Here is a 22,438-nt window from a genome sequence, read left to right on the forward strand (position 1 = left end):
GGCCCGGATTGGCCGCGGGCAAGCCGCTGGCAGGCAGTTCGCCTGGGGGCCGCAAGCGGCTCGGATGCGGCCCGGTGATTGAATCTTAACAATTATCCCCGGGCCTGCCGGGTGGCCGGCGGCCGTTTTTGCAGACATTTACATCCGTGTAAGCGAAGGTTTCCGGCAACCCGGGGGCGAATGGCGGCCCGGGGGGCGGGGGACCGTGCTACACTGCGCGCCTCGCGTCGCCGTAATCAGTCACGGCGGGCGTCGTGATTTCGTTGAAATCCCTCCGGCCGGGCCCTCTGCCCGCCGCGTGAATTACCCCATCCCCGTAGTTCGCCTCGACTGGTTCGTGCCGCAGCGCACGCAGGGCCCAAGGGCTACCCACCAGGAGCATCCATGCTGTTTACCGATCTCGGCCTCAAGGCCGAAATCCTGCGCGCCATTGCCGAGCAGGGTTACACCGAACCCACCCCCATTCAACAACAGGCCATTCCCGCCGTCCTCGCCGGCCGCGACCTGATGGCCTGCGCCCAGACCGGCACCGGCAAGACCGCCGGCTTCACCCTGCCCATCCTGCAGCTGCTGTCCCAGGCCCAGGCCGGCGAAAGCCCCCTCAACCGCCTGGCGCGCAAGCCCCGGGTGCTGATCCTGGCGCCGACCCGGGAACTGGCGCTGCAGGTGGAAGAAAGCGTCCGTACCTACGGCCAGCATCTGCCCCTGAAGTCCATGTCCATGTTCGGCGGTGTCGGCATGAATCCCCAGATCGCCGCCCTGAAGCGCGGCGTGGACATCCTGGTGGCCTGCCCGGGCCGCCTGCTGGACCACATCAACCAGCGCACCCTGGACCTTTCCGGCATCGAAATCCTGGTCCTGGACGAAGCCGACCGCATGCTGGACATGGGCTTCATCCGCGACATCCGCAAGATCCTGGCCCTGCTGCCGCCCAACGGCAAGCGCCAGAACCTGCTCTTCTCCGCCACCTTCTCCGACGAGATCAAGGAACTGGCCAGGAGCTTCCTGCACGATCCCCAGTCCATCGAAGTGGCCCGCCGCAACACCACCGTGGAAACCGTCAGCCAGAAGGTCATCCACGTGGACCGGGAAAAGAAGAAGGACGTGCTGCTGCACCTCTTCGAGAACCGGGGCTGGAACCAGGTGCTGATCTTCACCCGCACCAAGCACGGCGCCGATGCCCTTTCCCGCCGCCTGGACAAGGAAGGCATCCGCTCCGCCGCCCTGCACGGCAACAAGACCCAGGGCGCCCGGGTGCGGGCCCTGACCGAGTTCAAGGAAGGCAAGCTGGTGGCCCTGGTGGCCACCGACATCGCCGCCCGGGGCATCGACATCGACCAGCTGCCCTATGTGGTGAACTATGAGCTGCCCAACGTGGCCGAGGACTACGTGCACCGCATCGGCCGCACCGGCCGCGCCGGCGCCGAAGGGGAGGCCATCTCCCTGGTCTGCCACGACGAGCGGGACAACCTGCGCAGCATCGAACGCCTGATCAAGAAGGACCTGGAGAAGGAAGTGCTGCCCGGCTTCGAGCCCAGCGCCAACCCGACCCCGGCACCGCCCCAGAACCGTGGCGGCCAGCGCCAGGGCCAGGGACAACGCCAAGGCCCGCGCCAGGGGCAGGGCCAGCCGGGCCGCAGCTTCGGCAACAACGGCGGCGGCAACCGCAGCGGCGGTAACGGCGGCAGTGGCGGCCGTGGCCAGGGTGGCGAAGGCCGCAGTCGCAGCGGCGGCGGTGCCGCCAGCGGCAACGGTGGCACGCCCCGCAGCGGCGGCAACCACCGCAACGGCACCCGGCACCACTAAGCCAGGGCGATCCCCATGAAAAAGGCCGGCGCAGTAATGCGCCGGCCTTTTTTTCGTCTGGCGCCGGGGCGGCACCTTGGTCGCCCCGGCCGTTCAGGAGAGGTCGGGCAGATCGAGTCCCCGATCCCACGGCGCCGGATCGCCGGCAAAGCGCTCGGCGAGGAAGTCCACCAGCAGGCGCAGGGCCAGGGGCTGGTGCTGGCGGGAGAGGTAGATGGCGTGGATGCCCAGCACTTCCGGTTCATGGTCCGGCAGCAGGGGCACCAGGCGACCGGCGCCCAGGTCGTCCCCCAGGTAGTAGGTGGGCAGCATGCCGATGCCGGCGCCACACAGCACGGCCCGCCGCAGCACCGCCGTCTCGTTGGTGTGGAAGCTCCAGTTCACCGGCACCGCAAGGTCGGCGCCGTTGCGCGTGAACCGGTACTGCTTGCCGATGCCGAAGGCGTGGGCAATGCAGCGGTGCCGCTGCAGGTCCTCGGCCGTTTCGGGCTTGCCATATCGTTCCAGGTAGGCGGGCGCGGCGCACAGCAGGGAGCGGCAGCGGGCCATGGGCCGCGCGATCATGGCCGGGTCCAGGGTGTTGGTGATGCGTACCGCCAGATCGACCCGTTCCGCCACCAGGTCGGTGGGCTTGTCCCCCACCGAGAGGACGATTTCCACCTGCTCATGCTGCCGCTGAAAGTCCGCCAGGGCTGCCGTCAGCTGGGCATCGGCAAAGGAGCCGGCGGTGGTGACGCGCAGCACCCCGGCCGGCTCCCGGTTGCGGGCCGCGGCCAGGTGCCGGGCCTCGGTGGCGATCTCCAGCAGTTGCCGGCAGGAGGGCAGGGCGGCGAGGCCGGCGTCGGTGAGGCTGACCTTGCGCGTGGTCCGGTGCAGCAGGCGGGCGTCGAACCAGTCCTCCACCGCCGCCAGGTAGCGGCTGACCATGGCCGCCGACATGTCCAGGTGCTCGGCGGCCTGGGTCAGGCTGCCCCGGTCGGCCACTTCAACGAAGACGCGTACTGCGGTCAGGCGGTCCATTTAATCGATTCGTGCAATAAATAATCAACTGGATCGAACTTTATCAACCATTTTGCAATAGATAAAGTTCGCCCTGTCATCACAACCCATCCCTGCACGGAGACTTCCATGTTTTCCCTCAAGCGCATCGCCCGCTTCGCCATTCCCGCCCTGACCCTCGGCATCGTCGCCCCCGGCCATGCCCAAAGCCAGGGTGCCGCCCAGACTCCGGCGCCGCTGCAGGTGCAGGTGTACAACGCCGACGGCCACAGCTTCCACGTCAATGCGGTGGTGGTGAGCGGCAAGAGCGAAGCCGTGGTCATCGACACCGGCTTCACCCGGGCCGATGCCCTGCGGGTGGCGGCCAATGTGCTGGACAGCGGCAAGACCCTGACGACCATTTTCATCAGCAATGCGGACCCGGATTTCTATTTCGGCGCCGAGGTGCTCAAAGCCCATTTCCCCCAGGCCCGGGTGCTGACCACGCCGGCGGTGCGGGAAAAGATCCAGGCCAAAATGGCCGCCAAGGTGGCCTTCTGGGGCCCCAAGATGGGCGCCAACGGGCCCCGTCAGCCGATCGTGCCGGAACTGCTGCAGGGCACCCGCCTCAGCGTCGACGGCGAGACCGTCGAAGTGCGCGGCACCAGCGGCGAGCTGGCCCATCGTCCCTATGTGTGGATTCCGTCGCTGCGGGCCGTGGTCGGCAATATCGCCATCTTCGGCAACCTGCACGTCTGGACCGCCGATACCCGGACGGCGAGCCAGCGCCAGGCCTGGTTCGCCCAGCTGGACGAGATCGAGGCACTGCAGCCCGCCTTGGTGGTGCCGGGCCACATGGCCCCCGGCACGGCCCTGGACGCCAGCGCCATCGGCTACACCCGCAGCTACCTGCAACGCTTCGACGCGGAAGCTGCCAAAGCCTCCAATGCCGCCGAGCTGATCGCCGCCATGCAGCAGGCCTACCCACGGGCCGGTCTGGGCGTGGCCCTGGAGATCGGCGCCAAGGTCAACAAGGGCGAGATGCAGTGGTAGGTCTCCGCGCTCCTTGCCAACACCGTGCCGCCGCCATCCGGGCGGCGGCACGATCCTCATTTGTCGAATTACCGAACCATGACGGCCCCGATCCTGCATTACCTCTACGACCCGCTGTGCGGCTGGTGCTATGGCGCCGCCCCCTTGCTGCGGGCAGCGCGCGATGTCCTGCCGGTGCGGCCCCGCAGCGGCGGCATGATGGCCGGCGCCCGGCGCCAGGCGGTGACGCCCCAGCTGCGCGCCTATGTCCAACCCCATGACCAGCGGATCGCCCAGTTGAGCGGCCAGCCCTTCGGCCCCGCCTATACCGACGGCCTGCTCCGGGACAACGGCGCCGTCTTCGACTCCGAACCGCCCACCGCCGCCATGCTGGCCGCCGAGCAGCTGGCCGGCCGCGGGCTGGACATGCTGGCCCGGTTGCAGGTGGCCCACTATGAAGAAGGCCGCCGCATCGCCGAGCCGTCGGTGCTGGTGGAGTTGGCCGCATCCCTCGGGCTCGATGCCGCGGCCTTTGCCGAGACTCTGACGCAACTGTCGGGCGAGGCGGTGCAGGCCCATTTCCGCGACACCCGGGAATTCATGGCCCGGGTCGGCGCCCAGGGCTTTCCCACCTTCGTCCTCGAAACGGCGGAGGGCCTGCAGAGCATCGACGTCTCCGCCTACCTGGGGCGTCCCCAGGCCTTCCAGGAGCGTCTGCGCCAGCGTGCCGGGCTGCCCGCCGCGAGCGCCGCCCAGGCCCTGGGCTGCGCCTTCGACGGTTGTGCCCTGTAAGCTGGGCGTCTGGTCATGAAAAGCAATCTGCAGATCGTTGCCGAGCATTACGCCGCATCGGCCCGGGGGGACCTGGCCGGCATGCTGGCGGACCTGTCGCCGCAGGCGGCCTGGACCGAGATGGCGGGCTTTCCCTGCGCCGGCACCTGGATCGGTGCCACCCAGGTGAGCGCCCATGTCTTCGCCGTCCTCGGGCGTGACTGGGAGGGCTACACCTTTGTCCTGGAACGGTTGATCGACGGCGGCGAGGAAGTGGTGGGTATCGGCACCTACAGCGGCACTTACCGTAAAACCGGCAAGTCGATGCGGGCCCGGGCGACCCATGTGTGGCAGCTTGCCGGCGGCCGGATCGTCGCTTTCGAGCAGTTCACCGACACCCTGCTGGTGGCCCGGGCCATGCAGGCCTGATGGGGACGGCCTGGCTTGGCCGCGGCTGCCCGGAGTTTCAGGTGGCCGCGTCCTGTTCCAGCAGCTTCTGGTAGACGAAGGCGGTGAGGGTGATGCGGTCCTGGGCTTCGCCGCCGACGAATTCCAGGCCGTAGCCGATCATGCCGGGGCCCAGGTCTTCGCCGCCCGGATTGACGGCGCGGATGACCGCATCCAGGGTCACCAGGGAAATGATGTCGGCCAGGGCAATCTTGAAGGAGAGGCGGATGCTGTCGCCCTGGAGCCCCAGGGGATGGGGCGAGGCCAGCATGGCGCCGGAGATGCTGACGTTGCGGATGCTGGCGGCGCAGGCGTCCGGACTTTCCTGGCCCTGAGCGTCGAGGCGGCGGGCGCTGGCGATGAGATTGACCTTGGCCCGGGCGCCGCGGCGCACCACCAGGGCGCGCACGTCCTTGGGATAGGACAGGTGCAGGTAGGGGTAGGGCACGGCCACGGAACGCACCACCGTGGTGGAGAAGGCGTAGGCGTTCTTGCCGGAGAAGGCCCGCACCACGTAGTTCTGGCCGTCCCGCACGAAAATGTAGGCGCCGTCCACCTTGGGCGTGCTGACCAGGACGCTGGCGCCCTTGGTGAAGCCGATCAGCTTGACGTAGTGGCGGGCGGCGTTGGCGTCGCCGTTGGGTTGCAGCTGCAGGGCGTCACCTATCTGCAGGCGGGCTTCATCCAGGTTGACCCGGTTCTCGGCGGGGATTTCCGGGGCGATGTCCTTGGCGGGGGCGGGATCGGGCATGGTCGGGGCGCTATGGTTATACGGGGCCCTGGGGCCTGTTTGTTGTGGCCCTGAGTGTAGCACCCCCATGTTGCTGTCGTAAGGCCGTCCCCTTGTCTGCCCGGGCCCGTCCTAGTGCCGGTTGAAGATGCGGGTCTGGCCCTTGAGATCCACCAGCAGGGTGTCGTACAGCTCCCGCCGCACTTCCCGCTGATCCGGGGTCGAATCGAGCACCGTGCAGCCCCGCTCGCAGCTGGGGTTGGAAGCCTCCCGTCCCGGCGCCCCGGCGGGCAGGCCGGGCACTGCCAGGCCCCGGGCCTTGGGCTTTTCCTTGAGCAGTTCCTTGATGTCCTCGGCCGGCACATGGCCTTCGATGAAGTAGCCGGCAACCCGGGCCGTATGTACCGACTCCACCGCGGCGGGGACTTTCAGGCGCTTTTTCAAGGCCGCCATGTCCGCCGTTTCCTTCATGGTGACGCTGAAGCCGTTCTGCCGCAGGTGCTCGGCCCAGTCGATGCAGGCCAGGCAAGGCACCGGGGCGAACACTTCCACCGGCGGCAGGTTTTCCGCCGCGCCGAGGGGCGCGGCAGGCAGGAGAGCGGCCAGCAGGGCCGTTGCCAGCAATCGTTGCATAGATTTTTTCCCTGAGAATATGGGACTGCGGAAAGGCCGCGCCCCTGTTTTCGGCCATTCTCGCCCGGGGCGCCGGTCCGGACAACCCTTTTGCGGCCAGGGCTTTGGCGTCTGGGGCGGCGGCCTGCTGCCTGTCGGTGGCACGGGGCCGGCGCCGCCGCCGGCCTTTCCCGGGCAATGGGGAGTATCCGGGGGGTTTGGGGTAGAATACGCGCCTGCCAAAATTTCCCTATCTCGATGAAAACCACTTTCCTCGACTTCGAACAGCCCATCGCCGAGCTTGAAACCAAGATCGAAGAACTGCGCTTCATGCAGGACGATTCCGCGGTGGACATCTCGGAAGAAATCGCCCGCCTGGAAAAGAAGAGCCAGGGGCTGACCAAAGACATCTACGCCAAGCTGACGCCCTGGCAGACCGCCATGGTGGCGCGTCATCCCCAGCGTCCCTACACCCTGGACTACGTCTCCCGCCTGTTCACCGACTTCGAGGAACTGCACGGGGACCGCAGCTTTGCCGACGACAAGGCCATCGTTGGCGGCCTGGCCCGCTTCAACGGCCAGCCCTGCGTCGTCATCGGCCACCAGAAGGGCCGGGACACCAAGGAAAAGATCTACCGCAACTTCGGCATGCCGCGCCCCGAGGGCTACCGCAAGGCCGAGCGCCTGATGAAGCTGGCCGAGAAGTTCCAGATTCCCGTGTTCACCTTCGTGGACACCCCGGGCGCCTATCCCGGCATCGACGCCGAGGAGCGGGGCCAGTCCGAGGCCATCGGCCGCAACCTTTACGTCATGGCCGAGCTGAAGACCCCCATCATCGTCACCATCATCGGTGAAGGCGGTTCCGGCGGCGCCCTGGCCATTGCCGTCGGCGACACGGTGCAGATGCTGCAGTACTCCACCTATTCCGTGATCTCCCCCGAAGGCTGCGCCTCCATCCTCTGGAAGAGCGCCGAGAAGGCCAACGAGGCGGCGGAAACCATGGGCATCACCGCTTCCCGCCTGAAGACCCTGGGCCTCATCGACAAGATCGTCAATGAACCCGTGGGCGGCGCCCACCGGGATCACGCCGCCATGGCCCAGAACCTGAAGAAGGCCCTGCAGGACGCGCTCAAGGGCGTTTCCGGCCTGTCTACCCAAGAACTGCTGGCGGCCCGCTACGAGCGGCTCATGTCCTATGGCCGCTTCAAGGAACAGCCGGTCTCCTGACCTGCCCCGGCGGATCGCCGACCGCCTGGCCTGGTTGCTGGCGGCGGCCGATCCCCATTCCGTTCTTCCCGCTTCCCCCCTTTCCACTACGCCCGTCCTCGCCGTCGGCCTTTCCGGCGGCCGGGATTCCGTCGCCCTGCTGGCGGCCCTGGCGGCCCAGGCGCCGGCGCGGGGCTGGCGTCTGCAGGCGGTGCATGTGCACCACGGCCTGTCGCCCCATGCCGATGCCTGGGCCGCCTTTTGCGGCGACCTCTGCGCTCGCTTCGGCGTGCCCCTGCAGGTGCACCGGGTCAGTCTGCCCGAGGCGCGCCCGGCGGGTCTGGAGGCAACCGCCCGGGCCGCCCGCTACCAGGTCTTCGCCGGCCTTACGGCCGATGCCCTGATCCTGGCCCACCACCGGGACGACCAGGCCGAAACCCTGCTCTTCAACCTGCTGCGGGGCAGCGGCCTGCGGGGCCTGGCGGCCATGCCGGGGCGGCGCCTGCTGTCGCGTCCGGGCCATGGGCCCCTGCCCTTGCTGCGTCCCCTGCTGGAAACCTCCCGGGCCGAACTGGAAGCCTGGCTGGCGGCCGAGGGCCTGGGCTGGATCGAGGACGAGAGCAACGGCGACCGGGCCTACGCCCGCAATTTCCTGCGGCATGAGGCCCTGCCCCTGCTGCAGTCCCGCTTTCCCGCCGCCGTCAGCCTCGGCCGGGCGGCGGCGCTGGCGGGGGAGGCGGAGGACCTGCTGGAGGAACTGGCGGCCCAGGATCTGGCCAAGGCCGCCGTCGGCTCCCGCCTGCAGCAGGCGGCCCTGGCCGGCCTCTCCAGTGCCCGGGGGCGCAACCTGCTGCGCTGCTGGCTGCGCCGTCATGGCGCCCCCATGCCCGAGGCCCGGGCCCTGGCGGAACTGTGGCAGCAGCTGGCCTGCCCCCGGCCTGACGGCCAGGTGGAATGGCGCTGTAGCGAGTGGGTGGTCCGCTTGTGGCGCGGAACGGTGTTCCTGGACCATGAGCCCCTGCAACCCCCGTCTTCCCTGGCGGAGCCGGCAGGCCCCTTCGTCATGCCCGTCCCCTGGGCCTTCGGCAGCATCGGCGGGCGGGAGGTGATTGGCCAGGGCGTGGCCCTCGCTCTGTGCGGCGAGGCTGCCCGCTTCCGCCTGCGTCAGGGAGGCGAAACCATGCAGCTGCCGGGCCGGCCCCGGCGTCCCCTGAAAAAGCTGCTGCAGGAAGCGGACATTCCGCCCTGGCAGCGGCAGCGCCTGCCCCTGCTGTGGGTCGGCCAGACCCTGGCCTGGGTGCCCGGCATCGGCATCGCCGCCGACTGCCTGGCCCGGGCCGACGCACCCGGCTGGCTGCCCGAATGGCGGCCGGCCGAGAGCGCCAGCCTGTCACTGTCACCCTTGCCCTGCGACGATCCCGATGCCCCATATTGACCTGCGCACCGTCATCCTCCTGGCCGGTTTCATGACCGCCCTCATGGCCGTGGTGCTGTTCTTCGTCACCCGCAGTTTCCCCCAGCGCATCCGGGGCATCGGCCACTGGGCCGGCGGCACCCTGGTGGGCGTCTTCTCCGGCCTGCTGTTCGGCCTGCGCGGGCTGATCCCCGATGCGCTTTCCGTGCTCCTGGCCAGCCTGCTGCTGTACACCGCCCTTTCCCTCTGGCTCAGCGGCACCGAGCTGTTCTACCAGCGCCAGCCTTCCTGGCGCTTCCAGGCCCTGGTCAGCGGCGTCGGGCTGGGGCTGCTCACCTGGTTCCTGCTGGTGCAGCCGGATACCAATGCCCGCCTGGCAGTGGCCGGCCTCAGCCTGCCCCTGTTCTACGGGCGGCAGCTGCTGGTGGTGTTCCGCTACGGGCGCCCCGGCTTCATCAGCCGTTTTTTCTGCCTGGTGCTGCTGGCCCAGATCGGCGTGTTGCTGCTGCGCGGCAGCAGCGCCCTGGTGCCCGGCCTGGGCAGCGATTTCCTGGAGCAGACGCCGATCCAGGTGGTCTATCTCACCGCCTACCCCATCTGCACCCTGATGATCACCGTGGGTTACGTGCTGCTGGCGACGGACCGCCTGCGGGGCGAGCTGGAATATCTCTCCAGCCACGACTCCCTGACCCAGATTCTCAACCGCAGGGCCTTCGTCGAAGTGTGCGAGTGGGAGATGGCCCGGGCCCGGCGCCACGGCCGTGCCCTTTGCCTGCTCATGCTGGACCTGGATTTCTTCAAGAAGATCAACGACACCTACGGCCACCAGGCCGGCGACCTGGTGCTGCAGGGCTTCGTCCAGCGGGTTGGCGCCGTGCTGCGCCGGGGCGAGCATTTCGGCCGCTACGGCGGCGAGGAATTCGTGGTGCTGCTGCCCGATGCGGACCTGGAACAGGCCCGCCAGGTGGCCGAGCGCATCCGTCTGACCACCGCCGAAGGCCCGGCCCAGCTGCCGCCGGTGACGGTGAGCATCGGCGTCGCCGCCCTGGAAGCAGCCGACACCAACCTGGACTGCCTCCTGTCCCGGGCCGACAACGCCATGTACCTGGCCAAGGCCAATGGCCGCAACCGCATCGAGGTGGCTGCTGCCGGGACCCATGAAGAGGGGGCCGGGGTTTCGCCAGTTGCTCCGGCGCCGTAAGACGGGGGCGCCGGAGAAGAGGGTCAGAAGTAGGACAGCCAGCCGCCGGGATGCCGGCGTTTGTAGTCGGCAAAACGCCGGCACAGGGGATACAGGACCGGGACCGACAGCAGGGCCAGGCCCCAGATCTGCCAGACCTGCCCGAAGCCGTAGCGCTCGCCCTGGGTGGGCCCCCACAGCGCCAGGCAGAGCAGATTGAGCAGATGCAGGGCGTAGAGATGGACGACGTAGAAGAACATCGGCACCCGCCCCAGCACCGCCAGGAAATTCCAGGTGTGTCGTTCCAGGACGGCCAGCCCGAGCAGTCCGCTCCCCAGGGTCAGCAGCAGGAACAGCAGGGAGGGCGGATATTTGGTCAGGTTCAGCCAGCCCATGAGGGTGACCAGGCCCGTTCCGGCGCCGGCCAGGGGATGGTCCCCGTAGCCATCAAGCCCCCGCAGCAGGACGAACAGGGCGAGGGCGCCCAGGCCCGCCAGGGCAAGGCGGCGCCGGCGCTGCTCCGGCGCACTGCCCTGGGCAAACCAGGGCCCCAGCCCGTAACCCAGCAGGATGACGCCGATCCAGGGCAGGACCGGGTAGGAGGTGCGGGCCGCCAGTCCGGGGGCCAGTTCGATGATGGCGCGGTCGTGCAGGACGGCCCACACGGCATGGGCTGCCGTGCCCGGAGGGAAGTGCAGGCTGTCGAGCAGGTTGTGGCCGACGATGATGAGGAGCCCCAGGGCCAGTTGTCCCGCCCGGGGCAGCCACAGCAGGGCGGCCAGAGCCAGCATGGACAGGCCGATGGCCCAGATCACCTGCAGATAGAGCATCCTGGGGGGGAAGGCGAAGGTCCAGGCGAAGTTGATCAGGCTCAGCTCCAGCAGCACCAGGAAGAGGCCGCGCTTGGCCAGGAAGGCGCTGGCGGCGCGCCGGGGATCGCCGCCGGCGCCAAGGTGCCGTTGCCCGTAGCACCAGGCGCCAAGCCCGGTGAGAAAAACGAAGACCGGGGCGCAGAAGTGGCTGGCGAAGCGGGTGAAGAACAGCCCGGGCGAGGTGGTGTGCAGGTCCATCGGGTCGGCGACCTGCTGGTGCAGGAAAAAGAACTCCCGCACGTGGTCCACCACCATCAGCGCCATGACCAGGCCCCGCAGGGCGTCGATGGCGTTGATGCGCTGATTTCCGCCGGGCATCAGAACTTGGCCTGCATGCCCAGGGTCACGGTGCGGGGCACGCCCGGCGTCACCCAGTACACGTCGTAGGAACTGGCGTAGTAGGTCTTGTCGAACAGGTTGTCGATATCCAGGGAGAAGCGCAGGGTCTTGCTCGGCTTCCAGTAGGCCATGGCCCGCATGGTGGTGTAGCTGGGCAGTTCGAAGCTGTCGATGGAATTGCCGGCCCGCTTGCCCACATAGGTGGCGCCGGCGCCAAGGCCGTAGCGGCCGCCGGCCAGGCCGTCTTCATACATTGCCAGCACGCTGCCGCTGTTTTTCGGCACGTTGATCAGCCGGGCGCCGACCAGGGCGGCGTTGCTGTCCTTGGTGATCTCGGCATCGATATGGGCGTAGTTGGCCAGCACCCGCACCTTGCTGGTCAGTTGTCCGGAGAAATCGAATTCCAGGCCGCGGCTGCGGGCCTCGCCGGCGGCGATGGCGTAACCCGCATTGGCCGGGTCGTTGGTCAGCACGTTCTTCTTGTCGATCTCGAACAGGGCCAGGGTGCCGCCGTAGCGCTTGTCAGGCGATTCGTATTTGAGGCCGGCTTCCCTGGACTCGCCCCGTTCCGGCGCAAAGGACTGGCTGGCCGCATCGACGCCGTTGTTGGCGCGGAAGGATTCACTGGCCAGGACATAGGCGGACAGGGTGGGGGTGGCCAGCCAGGTCAGGCCGACGCGGGGGGTGGTGACGCTGTGTTCCTGGGAGGTGCTGATACCCGTGTTCCGGTTGAGGATTTCCTGCCGGAAGCGGTCGTGGCGCAGGCCCAGCAGCAGGCGCCAGCGTTCCGCCAGACTCATCTGGTCCTGCAGGAAAAAGCCGGTGGCGTGCTGGGTCTCCAGGGTGTTGGTGGGCGTGGCGGTCAGGGCCAGCGGCGTCTGTCCATAGACGGGGTTGAGCACATCCAGGCCGTAGGTGGTGGTGGAGCGGCCCCGCCGCATCAGCTGGTCCAGTTCGAAACGGTAGCTGTCCACGCCGGTCAGCACTTCATGCTGGAGCCAGCCGGTGCTGAATTTGCCGAGGATTTCGCCCTGGAACGACAGGTCGTTGGAACTGTAGTCCCGGTAGCGCCGCTCCCGCTCGATGACGGGAGCGCCGGCGCTGGTCCAGCGGATGCTGCCGGCAGTGCGGGGGCTGGCCTCGGTGGAATAGCCTTCCAGGCTGGTGGTGCGGTAGGCCAGACCAAACTTGGCTTTCCAGGCATCGGCCAGTTCATGTTCCACCGTCAGATGGTGGGTCTTGTTGTCGATGGTGATGTCACCGTCCCCCGGCTCTCCCAGGAAGCGCTCCCGGGGAATGCTGCCCACCTTGCCATTGACCGCGATCACCCCCCGGTCCATGGGCGCTTTCTGGCGCAGCAGTTCCAGGTCGTAATTGACGATGGTGCCGGCGCCCAGGAGCCAGGTGAAGGAGGGCGCCACCAGGTAGCGCTGGCTGTCCACCTGCTCGCGGAAACTGCCTTTGTCCTCATAGGCCAGGTTAAGCCGGTAGGCCAGGGTGTCGCTGATGGGGCCGGTGGAATCGAGGGTCGTCCGGTAGGTGTCGTAGCTGCCGACATACATCTCCAGGGCGTGGCCGGATTTGAACTGGGGCTTCTTGGTGACGATGTTGAGGATGCCCCCGGGTTCGCTGCCGCCGTACAGGGCCGATGCGGGGCCCTTGATCACTTCCAGCCGTTCCACGTTGGCCATGTCCCGGGGAGCGTTGTAGCCCCGGTTCCCGGCAAAGCCGTTGCGCAGGAAATTGGCTCCCGTGTCCGGGTTGCCGGCAAAGCCGCGGATGGAGAAGTTGTCCCACAGGCCGCCAAAGCTGTTCTGGCGATTGACGCCGCTGACATAGTCGTAGGCTTCCTCGAGGCGTACCGCCCCGATGTCGTCGATGGCCTGGCGGGGAACGACCCGCACCGACTGGGGGACTTCCCGCAGGGGCGTCTCGGAACGGGCCACGCCGGCCTCGTCGCTGTAGTAGTCCTGCCCTTCGCTGCGTCCCACCACATTGATTTCAGACAGGGTCAGGGAAGGTTCCTCGGCCAGGGCGCAGTGACTTGTGCCGAGTAGCAGTACGGCCGCAGCGAGCGGCTTCAGTTTCAGGCTGACAGACATGATTTTCTTGTATGTGATTGGGAGTGGGGTTGCGAATCGAAAATGGGGACCCGCGCCATAGCCGATGAGGCGCGCGGAACGGCGGCGGCCTCCGGCGGGCTCCGAAGCGGAGGCGCAAGAACGGCCGCTAATATACTTTGGATGGGAATTATTCTCAAATAGAAGTCGCGCAATCGTTGGCGACATTTCGTCGCAGCGCGATTCTTCGGCTTCAGAACACCAAGGCGCCTGTGAGGTGGCCGACCGGGGCCGCCAGGACGCGGCGCGGTGCGGTGGGGGCTTGGAGGCCGGGGCGGCCCCGCAAGGTGTTCAGCGGTGGCCCAGGAGGGCCTGGAAGTCGGCGGCGGGCATGGGACGGCCGAAGAGGAAGCCCTGCACCTCGTCGCAGTCGAAGCGGCGCAGCATGGTGGCCTGCTCGGCGTTTTCCACCCCCTCGGCGACCGTGCGCAGACGCAGCTGGCGGGCCATGGTGATGACGGCGCTGACGATGGCTTCGTCGTCCGGATTGCTGCACAGCTCGCGGATGAAGCTCTGGTCGATCTTCAGCTTGTCCACGTTGAAACGCTTCAGGTAGGCCAGGCTGGAGTAGCCGGTGCCGAAATCGTCGATGGACAGCTTCACCCCCAGGCCCTTGAGGGCGGTGAGGGTTTCCAGGATGGCCGCGTCCTCCCGGATCAGCAGGGACTCGGTCAGCTCGAATTCCAGGCACTCGGCCGGCAGGCGGTTTTCCTGCAGGGCCCGGGCGGCGATTTCCACCAGGCGGCTGCGGCGGAACTGCACCGGCGACAGGTTGACCGCCATGGTCAGGTCCGTGGCCCCGGCCTCGTGCCAGCGCCGCAGCTCGCGGCAGGCTTCGCCGATGACCCATTCGCCGATGGGGCCGATGAGGCCCGTGTCCTCGGCCACCGGAATGAATTCCCCGGGGGGCACCAGGCCCCGCTCCGGGTCCCGCCAGCGCAGCAGGGCCTCGGCGCCGAGGATGCGGCCGCTGGCCAGGTCGAACTGGGGCTGGTAGTACAGCACCAGTTCCTCCTTCTCCAGGGCCCGCTGCAGGCGGTTCTGCAGCTTGAGGCGGGCGGCGGCCTCGACGTTCATGGCGGCGGTGAAGAAGCGCAGGGTGTTGCGTCCCGCCTCCTTGGCCGAGTACATGGCCGTGTCGGCCTTCTTCATCAGGGTGTCGAAATCCTCGCCGTCGTCCGGGTAGAGGGCGATGCCCAGGGAAAAGGTGACGTTGAGGCGGTGGCCGTTCACCCGCACCGGCTCGTGCATCTGCTCCATCAGCTTGCCGGCGATGCTGCCGGCGCTTTCCGGGTCCGCCAGTTCGGGCAGGACGATGACGAACTCGTCGCCGCCCTGGCGGCTGATGGTGTCCGTCTCCCGCACGCCGCGGCGCAGGCGCTCGGCCACGGCCTGCAGCAGGCGGTCGCCGATGGGGTGGCCCAGGGTGTCGTTCACCAGCTTGAAGTGGTCCAGGTCGAGGAACAGGATGGCCACCCGGTTGGCGCTGCGAGCCGCCTGGCCCTGGGCCTGGAGGAAGCGGTCGCGCAGCAGCACCCGGTTGGGCAGGTCGGTGAGGGGATCGTGGTGGGCCAGGTATTCGATCTGTTCCTCGGCGCTCTTGCGTGCCGTGATGTCCCAGAAAATTCCCTGGATGCCGTTTATGCTGCCGTCGGGGGCGTAGGTGGGCGTCTTGACGATCTCGATGTAGCGCTTGCGCTGCTCGCTATCGAGGGAAACCATTTCCTCGATCAGGTTGAGGGTCTCGCCCTGCAGCACCCGCAGGTCGTCCTGGCGGTACTTGGCCGCCAGATCCGCCGGATACACCTCCCGCGGCGAATGGCCCAGGATGGCTTCCCGGGGCTTGCCCAGGTGGCGTTCCAGGGCCCGGTTGGCGAAGGTGATGCGGCTTTCCCGGTCCATGCGGTAGAGGCACTGGGGCATGACCTGGACCAGGGATTCGTAGAGGGCCTCGCTTTCCGCCAGGGCCCGGTAGGAGCCCTGGAGCCGGGACAGGGAACGGCGCACGAGAAAGAAGAGGAGGGTGCAGGTGATGGCGACGAAGGCCCAGCCCTTGTAGTTCTGGATCAGGGTCAGCTGGGCCGTGTCGCCCGCCACCAGGGCCGCCAGCCGGTCCGAGAGGGCGATCCAGAGGGCCGCCAGAAGGCCGTAGAGCCCGGCCACCAGGCCGGCCTGTCCATTGGGGGAGGGGGCGGCGGGAGCGGGCGGTTTCATGACGGAATCCCTCAGGGTTTGAGCAGTTGGGCCAGTTCCACGGCGGTGCGCACGCCCATCTTCTCAAACAGGTGGGCCCGGTGCACTTCCACCGTGCGCATGCTGATCTGCAGTTCGTCGGCGATGACCTTATTGAACTTGCCCACCAGGATCAGTTCCATGATCTGCCGCTCCCGGGTGGTGAGGGTGTCCAGGCGGGATTGGACGGAGGCGCTGATGGCCTGCTTTTCCTGGTTGCGGGCGTCCGCATCCATGGCCTCGATGACCCGGTTCACCAGTTCGTTGTCGTTGAAGGGCTTTTCGACGAAATCGAAGGCGCCCTTCTTCAGGGAGGAGACGGCCATGGGCACGTCGCCGTGGCCGGTGAGGAAGATCACCGGCAGCTTGAGGCCCTTGCCCTGCAGGTGCTCGAACAGTTCCAGGCCGCTCATGCCGTCCATGCGGATGTCCAGCAGCAGGCAGCCCTGCAGGCTTTCGCCGGAGGCGTTCCAGGCCTCCAGGAAGGCTTCGGCGCTGGGCCAGGTGGCGCTGGCGACGCCGCGGGACTGCAGCAGCCAGGAAAGGGCGTCACGGATGGCTTCGTCGTCGTCGATGATGTGGGCTTTGGGGCTCACGGCTTACTCCCAGTCGAGGGGCAGGGTGAAGATGAATACGGTGCCGCCTTCGGCCCCCGGTTCGAACCAGAGGCGGCCGCCGTGGAATTCTATGACGGAACGGCAGATGTTGAGGCCCATGCCCATGCCTTCCGTCTTGGTGGTGAAGAAGGGAGAAAAAAGCTTTTCCGCCACTTCCGGGGGAATGCCGCAGCCCCGGTCGGCGATGCACACTTCCACCTGGTCGCCCAGCAGCTGGGCCTCGACGATGAGCTGGCGCCGCTCCGGCGGGGTGGCGGCCATGGCGTCGATGCCGTTGCGCATCAGGTTGATCAGCACCTGGCCCAGCAGCACCGGGTCGGCCAGCAGCTTGGGCAGATGGGCCGGCACCAGGCGCAGCATGTGCACCTGCTGCTTGCGCGCCAGGGGCTCAATGAAGGCGATGCTGTCCTCGATCACCTCTTCCAGGTGGCAGATGACCCGCTGGGGCTCCCGCCGCCGCACGAAGTCGTGCACCCGGCGGATGATGCGGCCGGCCCGCTGGGCCTGCAGGGCCAGCTTGTTGAGGGCGCCGGAGATTTCCTCCCGGGTGTAGTCCCCCGCCTCCAGGCGGTTGAGGCAGCCGGTGGTGTAGCTGGCGATGGCGGAGAGGGGCTGGTTTAGTTCGTGGGCCAGGGTGGAGGCCATTTCCCCCATGGTCACCAGGCGCGCCGTCTGTTCCAGTTTCTCCTGCTGCTGCCGCTGCAGGGCCTGGGCCTTCTTCCGCTCCGAGATGTCCACCACCGAACTGATCCAGCCGGTCTGCTTGCCGTGGGCGTCGATCAGGGGCGTGGCGTACACCATGGTGTGCACGATGTGGCCGTCCCGGTGGCGGATGCTGGCCTCGAAGCCCTCGTTGGGGGCGTGGCCGGTGAGCACCAGGGCGTTCTGCTCCTCGTGGGTGTCCAGGCTGTCCGGGTTCCAGTAGGGCAGGGGCGGGCTGTGGCCCACCAGTTCGTCGGCCCGGTAGCCGCTCATGCGGCAGAAGGCCGGGTTCACGTAGGTGATGCGGCCGTCCATGTCCCGGGCCCGCATGCCGATGATCATGGAGTCCTCCATGGCCTGGCGGAAGGCATGCTCGTCGCGCAGGGCCTGTTCCGCCGCCAGGCGCTTCTTGATCAGGCCGCGGATGGCGAAGAGGCTCCAGAAGACGCCGATGGCCAGGACCACGATGGCGCCGGCCAGGACCAGCTGGGCCGGGTTGCCGGCGTTGCGGTAGGCGATGCCCTGCAGCATGAGGCCGTGGCCCGGCGGGTCGAAGGGAAGTTCGTAGGCCAGCCCGGGCTCGCCCTGGATGTTGGACTTGCTGGCCAGCACCGCACCGCCGTCGTCCAGGATGCGCAGCTGGTATTTCTCGGCAAACCACCAGGGCACCAGGTGGTTGAGCATGGACTTGAGGGAATAGACCATCACCAGCATGCCGGCGAAATCGCCCTGGCGGTAGATGGGCACGAAGAGGTCGATCTGGCTGTTGCCGCCGGCGGCCCGGTAGGGGTCGGTGTAGGTGGCCTTGCCCAGCTTGCGGGCGAAGTCGAAGGCGTCCCGGGTGATGGGGCCGCCGAAGATGTCCAGCTCCTGCCGGTCGGGGATGCGGTTGGGATAGGCCTGGACCAGGTTGCCGCCGGCGTCGAGCCAGATCACCTGTTCCACTTCCGGGTTGTTCTTGACGATGTGCTGGGCCTGCACCTGGAACACCGTCGCCGGCGTGCCGCCCTTGGCGGCGCTGCCCATGTCGAGGCCGGTGCGGTTGAGCTGGTCCTCGTTGCCCGACATGTGGAAGCGGAAATTCTGTTCCAGCCAGAGGATGTCGGCGATGAGGGTGGCCCGTTGCTCCTCCACCTCGTTGCGGTGCAGGAGCCACAGCAGGCTGACCAGGGAAATGACCAGCAGCCCCACCGCCAGCTTGGGCATCAGCAGGGTCCAGCGGGGCCATTGCAGGACGCTGCCCGAGGAAGGAACGGAAAGTCGTTTCATAAAGCGCAATAGTACCCCAGGAGGTGCGTCCCGTTTGCCTCTCCGCGGCTTCATGCTGCGCTGCAGCTAACGGATAACCACAATGGCGACCCCGGCTTCAGGGGCAGAGAATGCGCCCCCATAACTACATCGGGGTCCGTACGGAAACCCCGGGAGCCATCTCAATCAGCAGGAGTGACCATGTCTCACAAGCCTTTCTACAAGCGCCTGTATGTGCAGGTGCTGTTCGCCATTGCCCTGGGGGTTGCCCTCGGCGCCTTCTTCCCGGAAACGGGCGCCACCATGAAGCCCCTGGGCGACGCCTTCATCAAGCTGATCAAGATGATGATCGCCCCGATCATCTTCGCCACCGTGGTGGTCGGCATCGCCAAGATGGGCGACATGAAGGAAGTGGGCCGGGTCGGCCTGAAGGCCCTGATCTACTTTGAAGTGGTGTCCACCGTGGCCCTGGCCATCGGCCTGATCGTGGTGAACATCCTGCAGCCGGGCGCCGGCATGAACGTGGATCCGGCCACCCTGGATACCAAGGCCATCGCCAACTACGCCGCGGCGGCCCACAACCAGAGCACCACCGATTTCCTCATGAACATCATCCCCAACAGCGTGGTGGATGCCTTCGCCAAGGGTGAAATCCTGCAGGTGCTGCTGTTCTCCGTGCTCTTCGGCCTGGCCCTGTCCCGCCTGGGCGACAAGGCCAAGCCCCTGGTGAAGATTCTCGACGAGTTCTCCCACGGCCTCTTCGGCGTCATCGGCATGATCATGCACTTCGCCCCCATCGGCGCCTTCGGTGCCATGGCCTTCACCATCGGCAAGTACGGCATCGGCTCCCTGAAGCAGCTGGGCTTCCTCATGGCCAATGTGTACATCACCTGCGCCCTGTTCGTCTTCGTGGTGCTGGGCCTGATCGCCAAGTTCACCGGCTTCTCCCTGCTCAAGTTCCTGGCCTACATCAAGGAAGAGCTGCTCATCGTGCTCGGCACCTCCTCCTCCGAGTCCGCCCTGCCGCGCATGATGACCAAGCTGGAAAACCTGGGCTGCCACAAGCCCGTGGTCGGCATGGTCATTCCCACCGGCTACTCCTTCAACCTGGACGGCACCTCCATCTACCTGACCATGGCGGCCATCTTCATCGCCCAGGCCCTCAACGTGCCCCTGACCCTGACCGAGCAGCTGACCATCCTCGGCGTGCTGCTGCTGACCTCCAAGGGCGCGGCGGCCGTGACCGGTGGCGGCTTCATCACCCTGGCGGCCACCCTGGCCACCCTGGGCGGCAAGCTGCCGGTGGAAGGTCTGGCCCTGCTGCTGGGGGTGGACCGCTTCATGTCCGAAGCCCGCGCCATCACCAACCTGATCGGCAACGGCGTCGCCACTATCGTCGTCTCCAAGTGGGAAAACGCCCTCAACACCGACCGCATGACCCGGGTGCTGAACGGCGAAACGGTGGAAGAGGCCGACGAGCCCGAAGCCGTGTCCGACGCCGTGCTGCATCCGGCCGATCTGGTCCGCCCGGTGGGCAAGGCCGCCTGACCCTCCAGGTAGCCGCCAATCAAAAAGCCGCCCCCGGGCGGCTTTTTCCTTTTCTGTCCTCCCTGCTGAGGGCCTGGATCAGCGGTTCTCCAGCCGGTTGTAGTCCAGCCAGCCGGCCTCGACGGGGGCCTGGCGCCGGTATTCCCCATTGACGTAGTCGCTCAGGGCCCAGAAGGCCGGGCTGCTGCGGCGCAGGCCGTAGGCGTCCATGAAGCGGGTGTAGTCCCGTTCCGAGGCCAGGGCCGCCAGGTCCCGGGCGAAGGCACCCAGGCTGGCGCGGGGCACCCGGTAGAAAGCGTTGGGATAGGCGGTGGCGATGCCGGGCAGCACGTCCAGGCTGTGTTCTTCCGGGGCGATGGCCAGCTTTTCGATGAGCACGTAGGTGACGTTGCGGTGGCCCGTGTTGCGCAGCAGGGTGAAGATCCGGGTCGGGCGTCCCGCTTCCTCCAGCAACAGCAGGCTGCTTTCCGGCAGCCAGGCCAGGGCCTTGCCGGCGACCCGGGCCAGATCCTGCAGATCGGCCTGCAGGGCCGTGTCGGGCAGGGTGTCGAGAAGGTGCTGCCGCGGCAGCACCGGCTGCAAGCGTTGCTGCAGGCGCTGCAGCAGTTCCCGTTCGGGCTGCTCCCGCTCCCGGTAGGCGATGCCGCTTTCCTGGTCGAAGCGGGCGATGCTGCCGTAGACCCGTTCCCGGGTGTCGCCATTGACGTCCCGGTACCAGTGGTCCCGCACCCGGATGCGGGCCTCCCGGGGCAGCAGCATGAGGAACTGGGATTCCCCCTCCATGCGCAGGAAATCCATGTACAGCCGCGTCGTCAGCTGGTGGCCGATATTGCCGAAGACGTCGTAGCCCGCCACCAGCAGGTAGTGGATGCGTTCCAGCAGGGGGTAGCTGAGGACCCAGGCGGTCTTGGGCTTTTCGCCCACCAGCCCCTTCAGCACCGTGGCGCTGTCGAAGTGGCGGTAGATGGTGAGGGCGGCGTTGTCGTTGCGGCCGCCGCCGTCCCAGATCAGGTTGAGATTGACCTTGGCCGGGCTGTCGAAGCGCTGCTCGTAGTAGCGGGACTTGGCCTGGAGGTAGCGGGTCTCCTGGGCGCTGTAGCGCATCCAGGGGGTGAGGATCGGCGTCTCGCTGCCCTTTTCCGCCGGCAGGCTGAGGTTGCGGCTTTCCCGCAGGAGAAAGGCTTCGTCGGATTCGGAGACGCTGTCTGGGTTCTGGAAGAAGACCCAGAAATGGTCGTCGATGACGTTGAGGGCCGTCTGGCCCCGGCACACCGGGCCCTTGATGAAGCCCATCACGGTGAACTGGGCCTCGTCCAGGAGGAACTGGTAGCGGGCACGGACCGGGATGTCGCGGAAGGCGAGGAAGGGATTGGCCGCCACTTCCGGCGCGTAGCCCGGCAGGCGCTCCACCCGGTAGGCGGGCTGCAGGAACAGTTCGCGCCAGCGGGCCATGCGCCCCGGGCCGAGGGCGTAGGGCATGTGGTTCTTGGCGACGATGGTCTCTTCCACCGGGCGCAGGCGGTAGTGGAAGTGTTCCACCTCCGGATCGTCGAAGGGGCGCCGCGTGGCGATTTCCTCCACTTTTTCCCCCGGGGCGCTGCGGGAGCGCACCAGGCGGAAGTAACGGGGGCCGTCACTACCTTCGGCTGCGCCCTCGAAGTAGAGGTTGGCCAGGAACAGGTGCTCGTAGAGATAGCGGGCCATGAGCCGGCTCTTCAGGTCGGCGCCGTTGAGGAAGCGCTCCCAGGCATCCACCTGGGCCTGGAGGGCTGGCGTCAGGGGCTGGGGGCCTTCGGCGGGGGCGCCCTGCTGCAGCCATTTCTTCAGCAGGGCCACTTCCGCCGGCGCCAGGGCCGGTAGGCCGAAGGGCATGCCCCAGCCCGGATTGCGCCGTTCCAGGGCGTCGTACTCCTCGATGGCCGGGCAGGACTGCTGGCGCGCCAGGGAAAAGTCGATGTCCCCGCCCACCGGCTGGTCGGGCACCAGAGGATGGGCCGCCTTGAGGTCCAGGGCCCGGGCCAGGAGGCTGGCCTGGAGAGCGGCGGCAGGAGTGTCGCCCCGCTCGTTGAGGATCGGGTGGAAGCCCTTGTCGCGCCACTGGGAGGCTTTCTCGGCGTCGATGAAGAGGCGGGTAGGCGACTCCTCCCGCAGGCGGGTGCCGTTATAGACCTCGATCTTGCTGCCGCCCCGGGCCACGCCTTCCCAGGAGCCCAGCTTGATCTGGCAGGGGGCGTCGTAGCAGGAGTGGCAGACGACGCAGCGGCTGTCCAGGATGGGCCGCACCTGCTGCTGGAAGGAGATGGCGCCGGGCCGGGGCGCGTCGTAGCGGCCCCCATCGGCGGGGCCGAAGCGTTGATCCAGGTCGTGGCGCACCAGGGCGGTACAGCCGGCGAGGAACAGCAGCAGGACGGAGGCGAATCGTAGTTGCATACCGGGGCACCAAGTGAGGGGAGGGCACGGGTCTGAACGGCGCATGGGGCGGGCATGGGGAGCCGGCATTGCCGGCGGTCGGCCCTGGATGCGCTTGGGCGAGGGGTGCCCCTGGAAATGGGCGCCCCTGGCTGCACGCCATTCTAGCGGAGCC

17 protein-coding genes are annotated in these 22,438 nt (G+C 67.6%); 8 read left to right on the plus strand and 9 right to left on the minus strand.

What is annotated here, in order from left to right:
* Positions 1-384: 384 nt before the first annotated feature.
* Complete coding sequence (locus AZSP09_RS00880) at positions 385-1,806, plus strand: DEAD/DEAH box helicase (RefSeq protein ID WP_152088890.1); 1,422 nt, start codon at positions 385-387, stop codon at positions 1,804-1,806.
* Positions 1,807-1,899: 93 nt separating this feature from the next.
* Here AZSP09_RS00880 and AZSP09_RS00885 read toward each other — a convergent pair whose 3' ends face one another.
* A complete protein-coding gene (locus AZSP09_RS00885; RefSeq protein WP_152088891.1) occupies positions 1,900-2,826 on the minus strand; it encodes a LysR family transcriptional regulator in 927 nt (308 codons plus the stop codon).
* Between the two features lie 108 nt (positions 2,827-2,934).
* Here AZSP09_RS00885 and AZSP09_RS00890 point away from each other — a divergent pair, with 108 nt between their 5' ends.
* The 3 genes from AZSP09_RS00890 to AZSP09_RS00900 all read left to right on the plus strand — a co-directional run bounded on the left by AZSP09_RS00890 (position 2,935) and on the right by AZSP09_RS00900 (position 5,016).
* Positions 2,935-3,837, plus strand: a complete 903-nt coding sequence (locus AZSP09_RS00890) for an MBL fold metallo-hydrolase (protein WP_172974667.1) — start codon at positions 2,935-2,937, stop codon at positions 3,835-3,837.
* A gap of 78 nt (positions 3,838-3,915) precedes the next feature.
* Positions 3,916-4,608 (plus strand): DsbA family protein, encoded by a 693-nt coding sequence (locus AZSP09_RS00895; RefSeq protein ID WP_152088892.1) that lies wholly within the window; start codon positions 3,916-3,918, stop codon positions 4,606-4,608.
* 15 nt (positions 4,609-4,623) lie between these two features.
* Positions 4,624-5,016, plus strand: a complete 393-nt coding sequence (locus AZSP09_RS00900) for a nuclear transport factor 2 family protein (RefSeq protein ID WP_152088893.1) — start codon at positions 4,624-4,626, stop codon at positions 5,014-5,016.
* A gap of 37 nt (positions 5,017-5,053) precedes the next feature.
* Here the strand turns inward: AZSP09_RS00900 and AZSP09_RS00905 are convergent, their stop codons facing one another.
* Together AZSP09_RS00905 and AZSP09_RS00910 are read right to left on the minus strand one after the other, a co-directional pair.
* Positions 5,054-5,785, minus strand: coding sequence for a flagellar brake protein (locus tag AZSP09_RS00905; RefSeq protein WP_130458828.1), 732 nt, complete (start codon positions 5,783-5,785; stop codon positions 5,054-5,056).
* 111 nt (positions 5,786-5,896) lie between these two features.
* On the minus strand, positions 5,897-6,397 hold the full coding sequence (locus AZSP09_RS00910; RefSeq protein ID WP_014238181.1) for a DUF411 domain-containing protein: 501 nt from the start codon (positions 6,395-6,397) through the stop codon (positions 5,897-5,899).
* Positions 6,398-6,634: 237 nt separating this feature from the next.
* On the opposite strand from AZSP09_RS00910, the gene AZSP09_RS00915 reads away from it, so the two are divergent.
* From AZSP09_RS00915 to AZSP09_RS00925, 3 genes are read left to right on the plus strand one after another with little or no spacing between them, the layout of a single operon-like run.
* Positions 6,635-7,603, plus strand: a complete 969-nt coding sequence (locus tag AZSP09_RS00915; RefSeq protein WP_152088895.1) for an acetyl-CoA carboxylase carboxyltransferase subunit alpha — start codon at positions 6,635-6,637, stop codon at positions 7,601-7,603.
* On the plus strand, positions 7,572-9,017 hold the full coding sequence (tilS, locus tag AZSP09_RS00920; RefSeq protein ID WP_152088896.1) for a tRNA lysidine(34) synthetase TilS: 1,446 nt from the start codon (positions 7,572-7,574) through the stop codon (positions 9,015-9,017). Before AZSP09_RS00915 ends, tilS begins: the two co-directional genes overlap by 32 nt.
* Positions 9,004-10,197 (plus strand): GGDEF domain-containing protein, encoded by a 1,194-nt coding sequence (locus AZSP09_RS00925; protein ID WP_152088897.1) that lies wholly within the window; start codon positions 9,004-9,006, stop codon positions 10,195-10,197. The genes tilS and AZSP09_RS00925 overlap by 14 nt, the downstream gene beginning before the upstream one ends.
* Positions 10,198-10,220: 23 nt before the next feature.
* Here the strand turns inward: AZSP09_RS00925 and AZSP09_RS00930 are convergent, their stop codons facing one another.
* The 5 genes from AZSP09_RS00930 to AZSP09_RS00950 form a co-directional block, all read right to left on the minus strand.
* Positions 10,221-11,366, minus strand: coding sequence for a DUF1624 domain-containing protein (locus tag AZSP09_RS00930; RefSeq protein ID WP_152088898.1), 1,146 nt, complete (start codon positions 11,364-11,366; stop codon positions 10,221-10,223).
* Positions 11,366-13,489 carry a TonB-dependent siderophore receptor gene (locus AZSP09_RS00935; protein WP_152088899.1) on the minus strand — a complete coding sequence of 708 codons (2,124 nt, stop codon included), beginning with the start codon at positions 13,487-13,489 and terminating at the stop codon, positions 11,366-11,368. Before AZSP09_RS00935 ends, AZSP09_RS00930 begins: the two co-directional genes overlap by 1 nt.
* Before the next feature lie 309 nt (positions 13,490-13,798).
* On the minus strand, positions 13,799-15,721 hold the full coding sequence (locus tag AZSP09_RS00940) for a putative bifunctional diguanylate cyclase/phosphodiesterase (protein ID WP_130458820.1): 1,923 nt from the start codon (positions 15,719-15,721) through the stop codon (positions 13,799-13,801).
* Between the two features lie 11 nt (positions 15,722-15,732).
* Complete coding sequence (locus AZSP09_RS00945) at positions 15,733-16,335, minus strand: response regulator transcription factor (RefSeq protein WP_014238172.1); 603 nt, start codon at positions 16,333-16,335, stop codon at positions 15,733-15,735.
* A gap of 3 nt (positions 16,336-16,338) precedes the next feature.
* The gene (locus tag AZSP09_RS00950) at positions 16,339-18,327 is read right to left on the minus strand and encodes an ATP-binding protein (protein WP_152088900.1); all 1,989 of its coding nucleotides are present in this window, start codon (positions 18,325-18,327) and stop codon (positions 16,339-16,341) included.
* Between the two features lie 180 nt (positions 18,328-18,507).
* Between AZSP09_RS00950 and AZSP09_RS00955 the strand changes: the two genes are divergently transcribed.
* Positions 18,508-19,854 carry a dicarboxylate/amino acid:cation symporter gene (locus AZSP09_RS00955; RefSeq protein WP_152088901.1) on the plus strand — a complete coding sequence of 449 codons (1,347 nt, stop codon included), beginning with the start codon at positions 18,508-18,510 and terminating at the stop codon, positions 19,852-19,854.
* 78 nt (positions 19,855-19,932) lie between these two features.
* Here the strand turns inward: AZSP09_RS00955 and AZSP09_RS00960 are convergent, their stop codons facing one another.
* Complete coding sequence (locus tag AZSP09_RS00960) at positions 19,933-22,284, minus strand: fatty acid cis/trans isomerase (protein WP_152088902.1); 2,352 nt, start codon at positions 22,282-22,284, stop codon at positions 19,933-19,935.
* Positions 22,285-22,438: the final 154 nt, after the last annotated feature.

This window comes from Azospira sp. I09, assembly GCF_009177135.1.
In the GTDB taxonomy this organism is placed as follows: domain Bacteria; phylum Pseudomonadota; class Gammaproteobacteria; order Burkholderiales; family Rhodocyclaceae; genus Azospira; species Azospira oryzae.

What these genes read in the sequence shown, in the direction of transcription:
- AZSP09_RS00880 (WP_152088890.1), top strand. Translation starts at nt 385, where the DNA reads ATGCTGTTTACCGATCTCGGCCTCAAGGCCGAAATCCTGCGCGCCATT.
- AZSP09_RS00885 (WP_152088891.1), bottom strand. Translation starts at nt 2,826, where the DNA reads ATGGACCGCCTGACCGCAGTACGCGTCTTCGTTGAAGTGGCCGACCGG.
- AZSP09_RS00890 (WP_172974667.1), top strand. Translation starts at nt 2,935, where the DNA reads ATGTTTTCCCTCAAGCGCATCGCCCGCTTCGCCATTCCCGCCCTGACC.
- AZSP09_RS00895 (WP_152088892.1), top strand. Translation starts at nt 3,916, where the DNA reads ATGACGGCCCCGATCCTGCATTACCTCTACGACCCGCTGTGCGGCTGG.
- AZSP09_RS00900 (WP_152088893.1), top strand. Translation starts at nt 4,624, where the DNA reads ATGAAAAGCAATCTGCAGATCGTTGCCGAGCATTACGCCGCATCGGCC.
- AZSP09_RS00905 (WP_130458828.1), bottom strand. Translation starts at nt 5,785, where the DNA reads ATGCCCGATCCCGCCCCCGCCAAGGACATCGCCCCGGAAATCCCCGCC.
- AZSP09_RS00910 (WP_014238181.1), bottom strand. Translation starts at nt 6,397, where the DNA reads ATGCAACGATTGCTGGCAACGGCCCTGCTGGCCGCTCTCCTGCCTGCC.
- AZSP09_RS00915 (WP_152088895.1), top strand. Translation starts at nt 6,635, where the DNA reads ATGAAAACCACTTTCCTCGACTTCGAACAGCCCATCGCCGAGCTTGAA.
- tilS (WP_152088896.1), top strand. Translation starts at nt 7,572, where the DNA reads ATGGCCGCTTCAAGGAACAGCCGGTCTCCTGACCTGCCCCGGCGGATC.
- AZSP09_RS00925 (WP_152088897.1), top strand. Translation starts at nt 9,004, where the DNA reads ATGCCCCATATTGACCTGCGCACCGTCATCCTCCTGGCCGGTTTCATG.
- AZSP09_RS00930 (WP_152088898.1), bottom strand. Translation starts at nt 11,366, where the DNA reads ATGCCCGGCGGAAATCAGCGCATCAACGCCATCGACGCCCTGCGGGGC.
- AZSP09_RS00935 (WP_152088899.1), bottom strand. Translation starts at nt 13,489, where the DNA reads ATGTCTGTCAGCCTGAAACTGAAGCCGCTCGCTGCGGCCGTACTGCTA.
- AZSP09_RS00940 (WP_130458820.1), bottom strand. Translation starts at nt 15,721, where the DNA reads ATGAAACCGCCCGCTCCCGCCGCCCCCTCCCCCAATGGACAGGCCGGC.
- AZSP09_RS00950 (WP_152088900.1), bottom strand. Translation starts at nt 18,327, where the DNA reads ATGAAACGACTTTCCGTTCCTTCCTCGGGCAGCGTCCTGCAATGGCCC.
- AZSP09_RS00955 (WP_152088901.1), top strand. Translation starts at nt 18,508, where the DNA reads ATGTCTCACAAGCCTTTCTACAAGCGCCTGTATGTGCAGGTGCTGTTC.
- AZSP09_RS00960 (WP_152088902.1), bottom strand. Translation starts at nt 22,284, where the DNA reads ATGCAACTACGATTCGCCTCCGTCCTGCTGCTGTTCCTCGCCGGCTGT.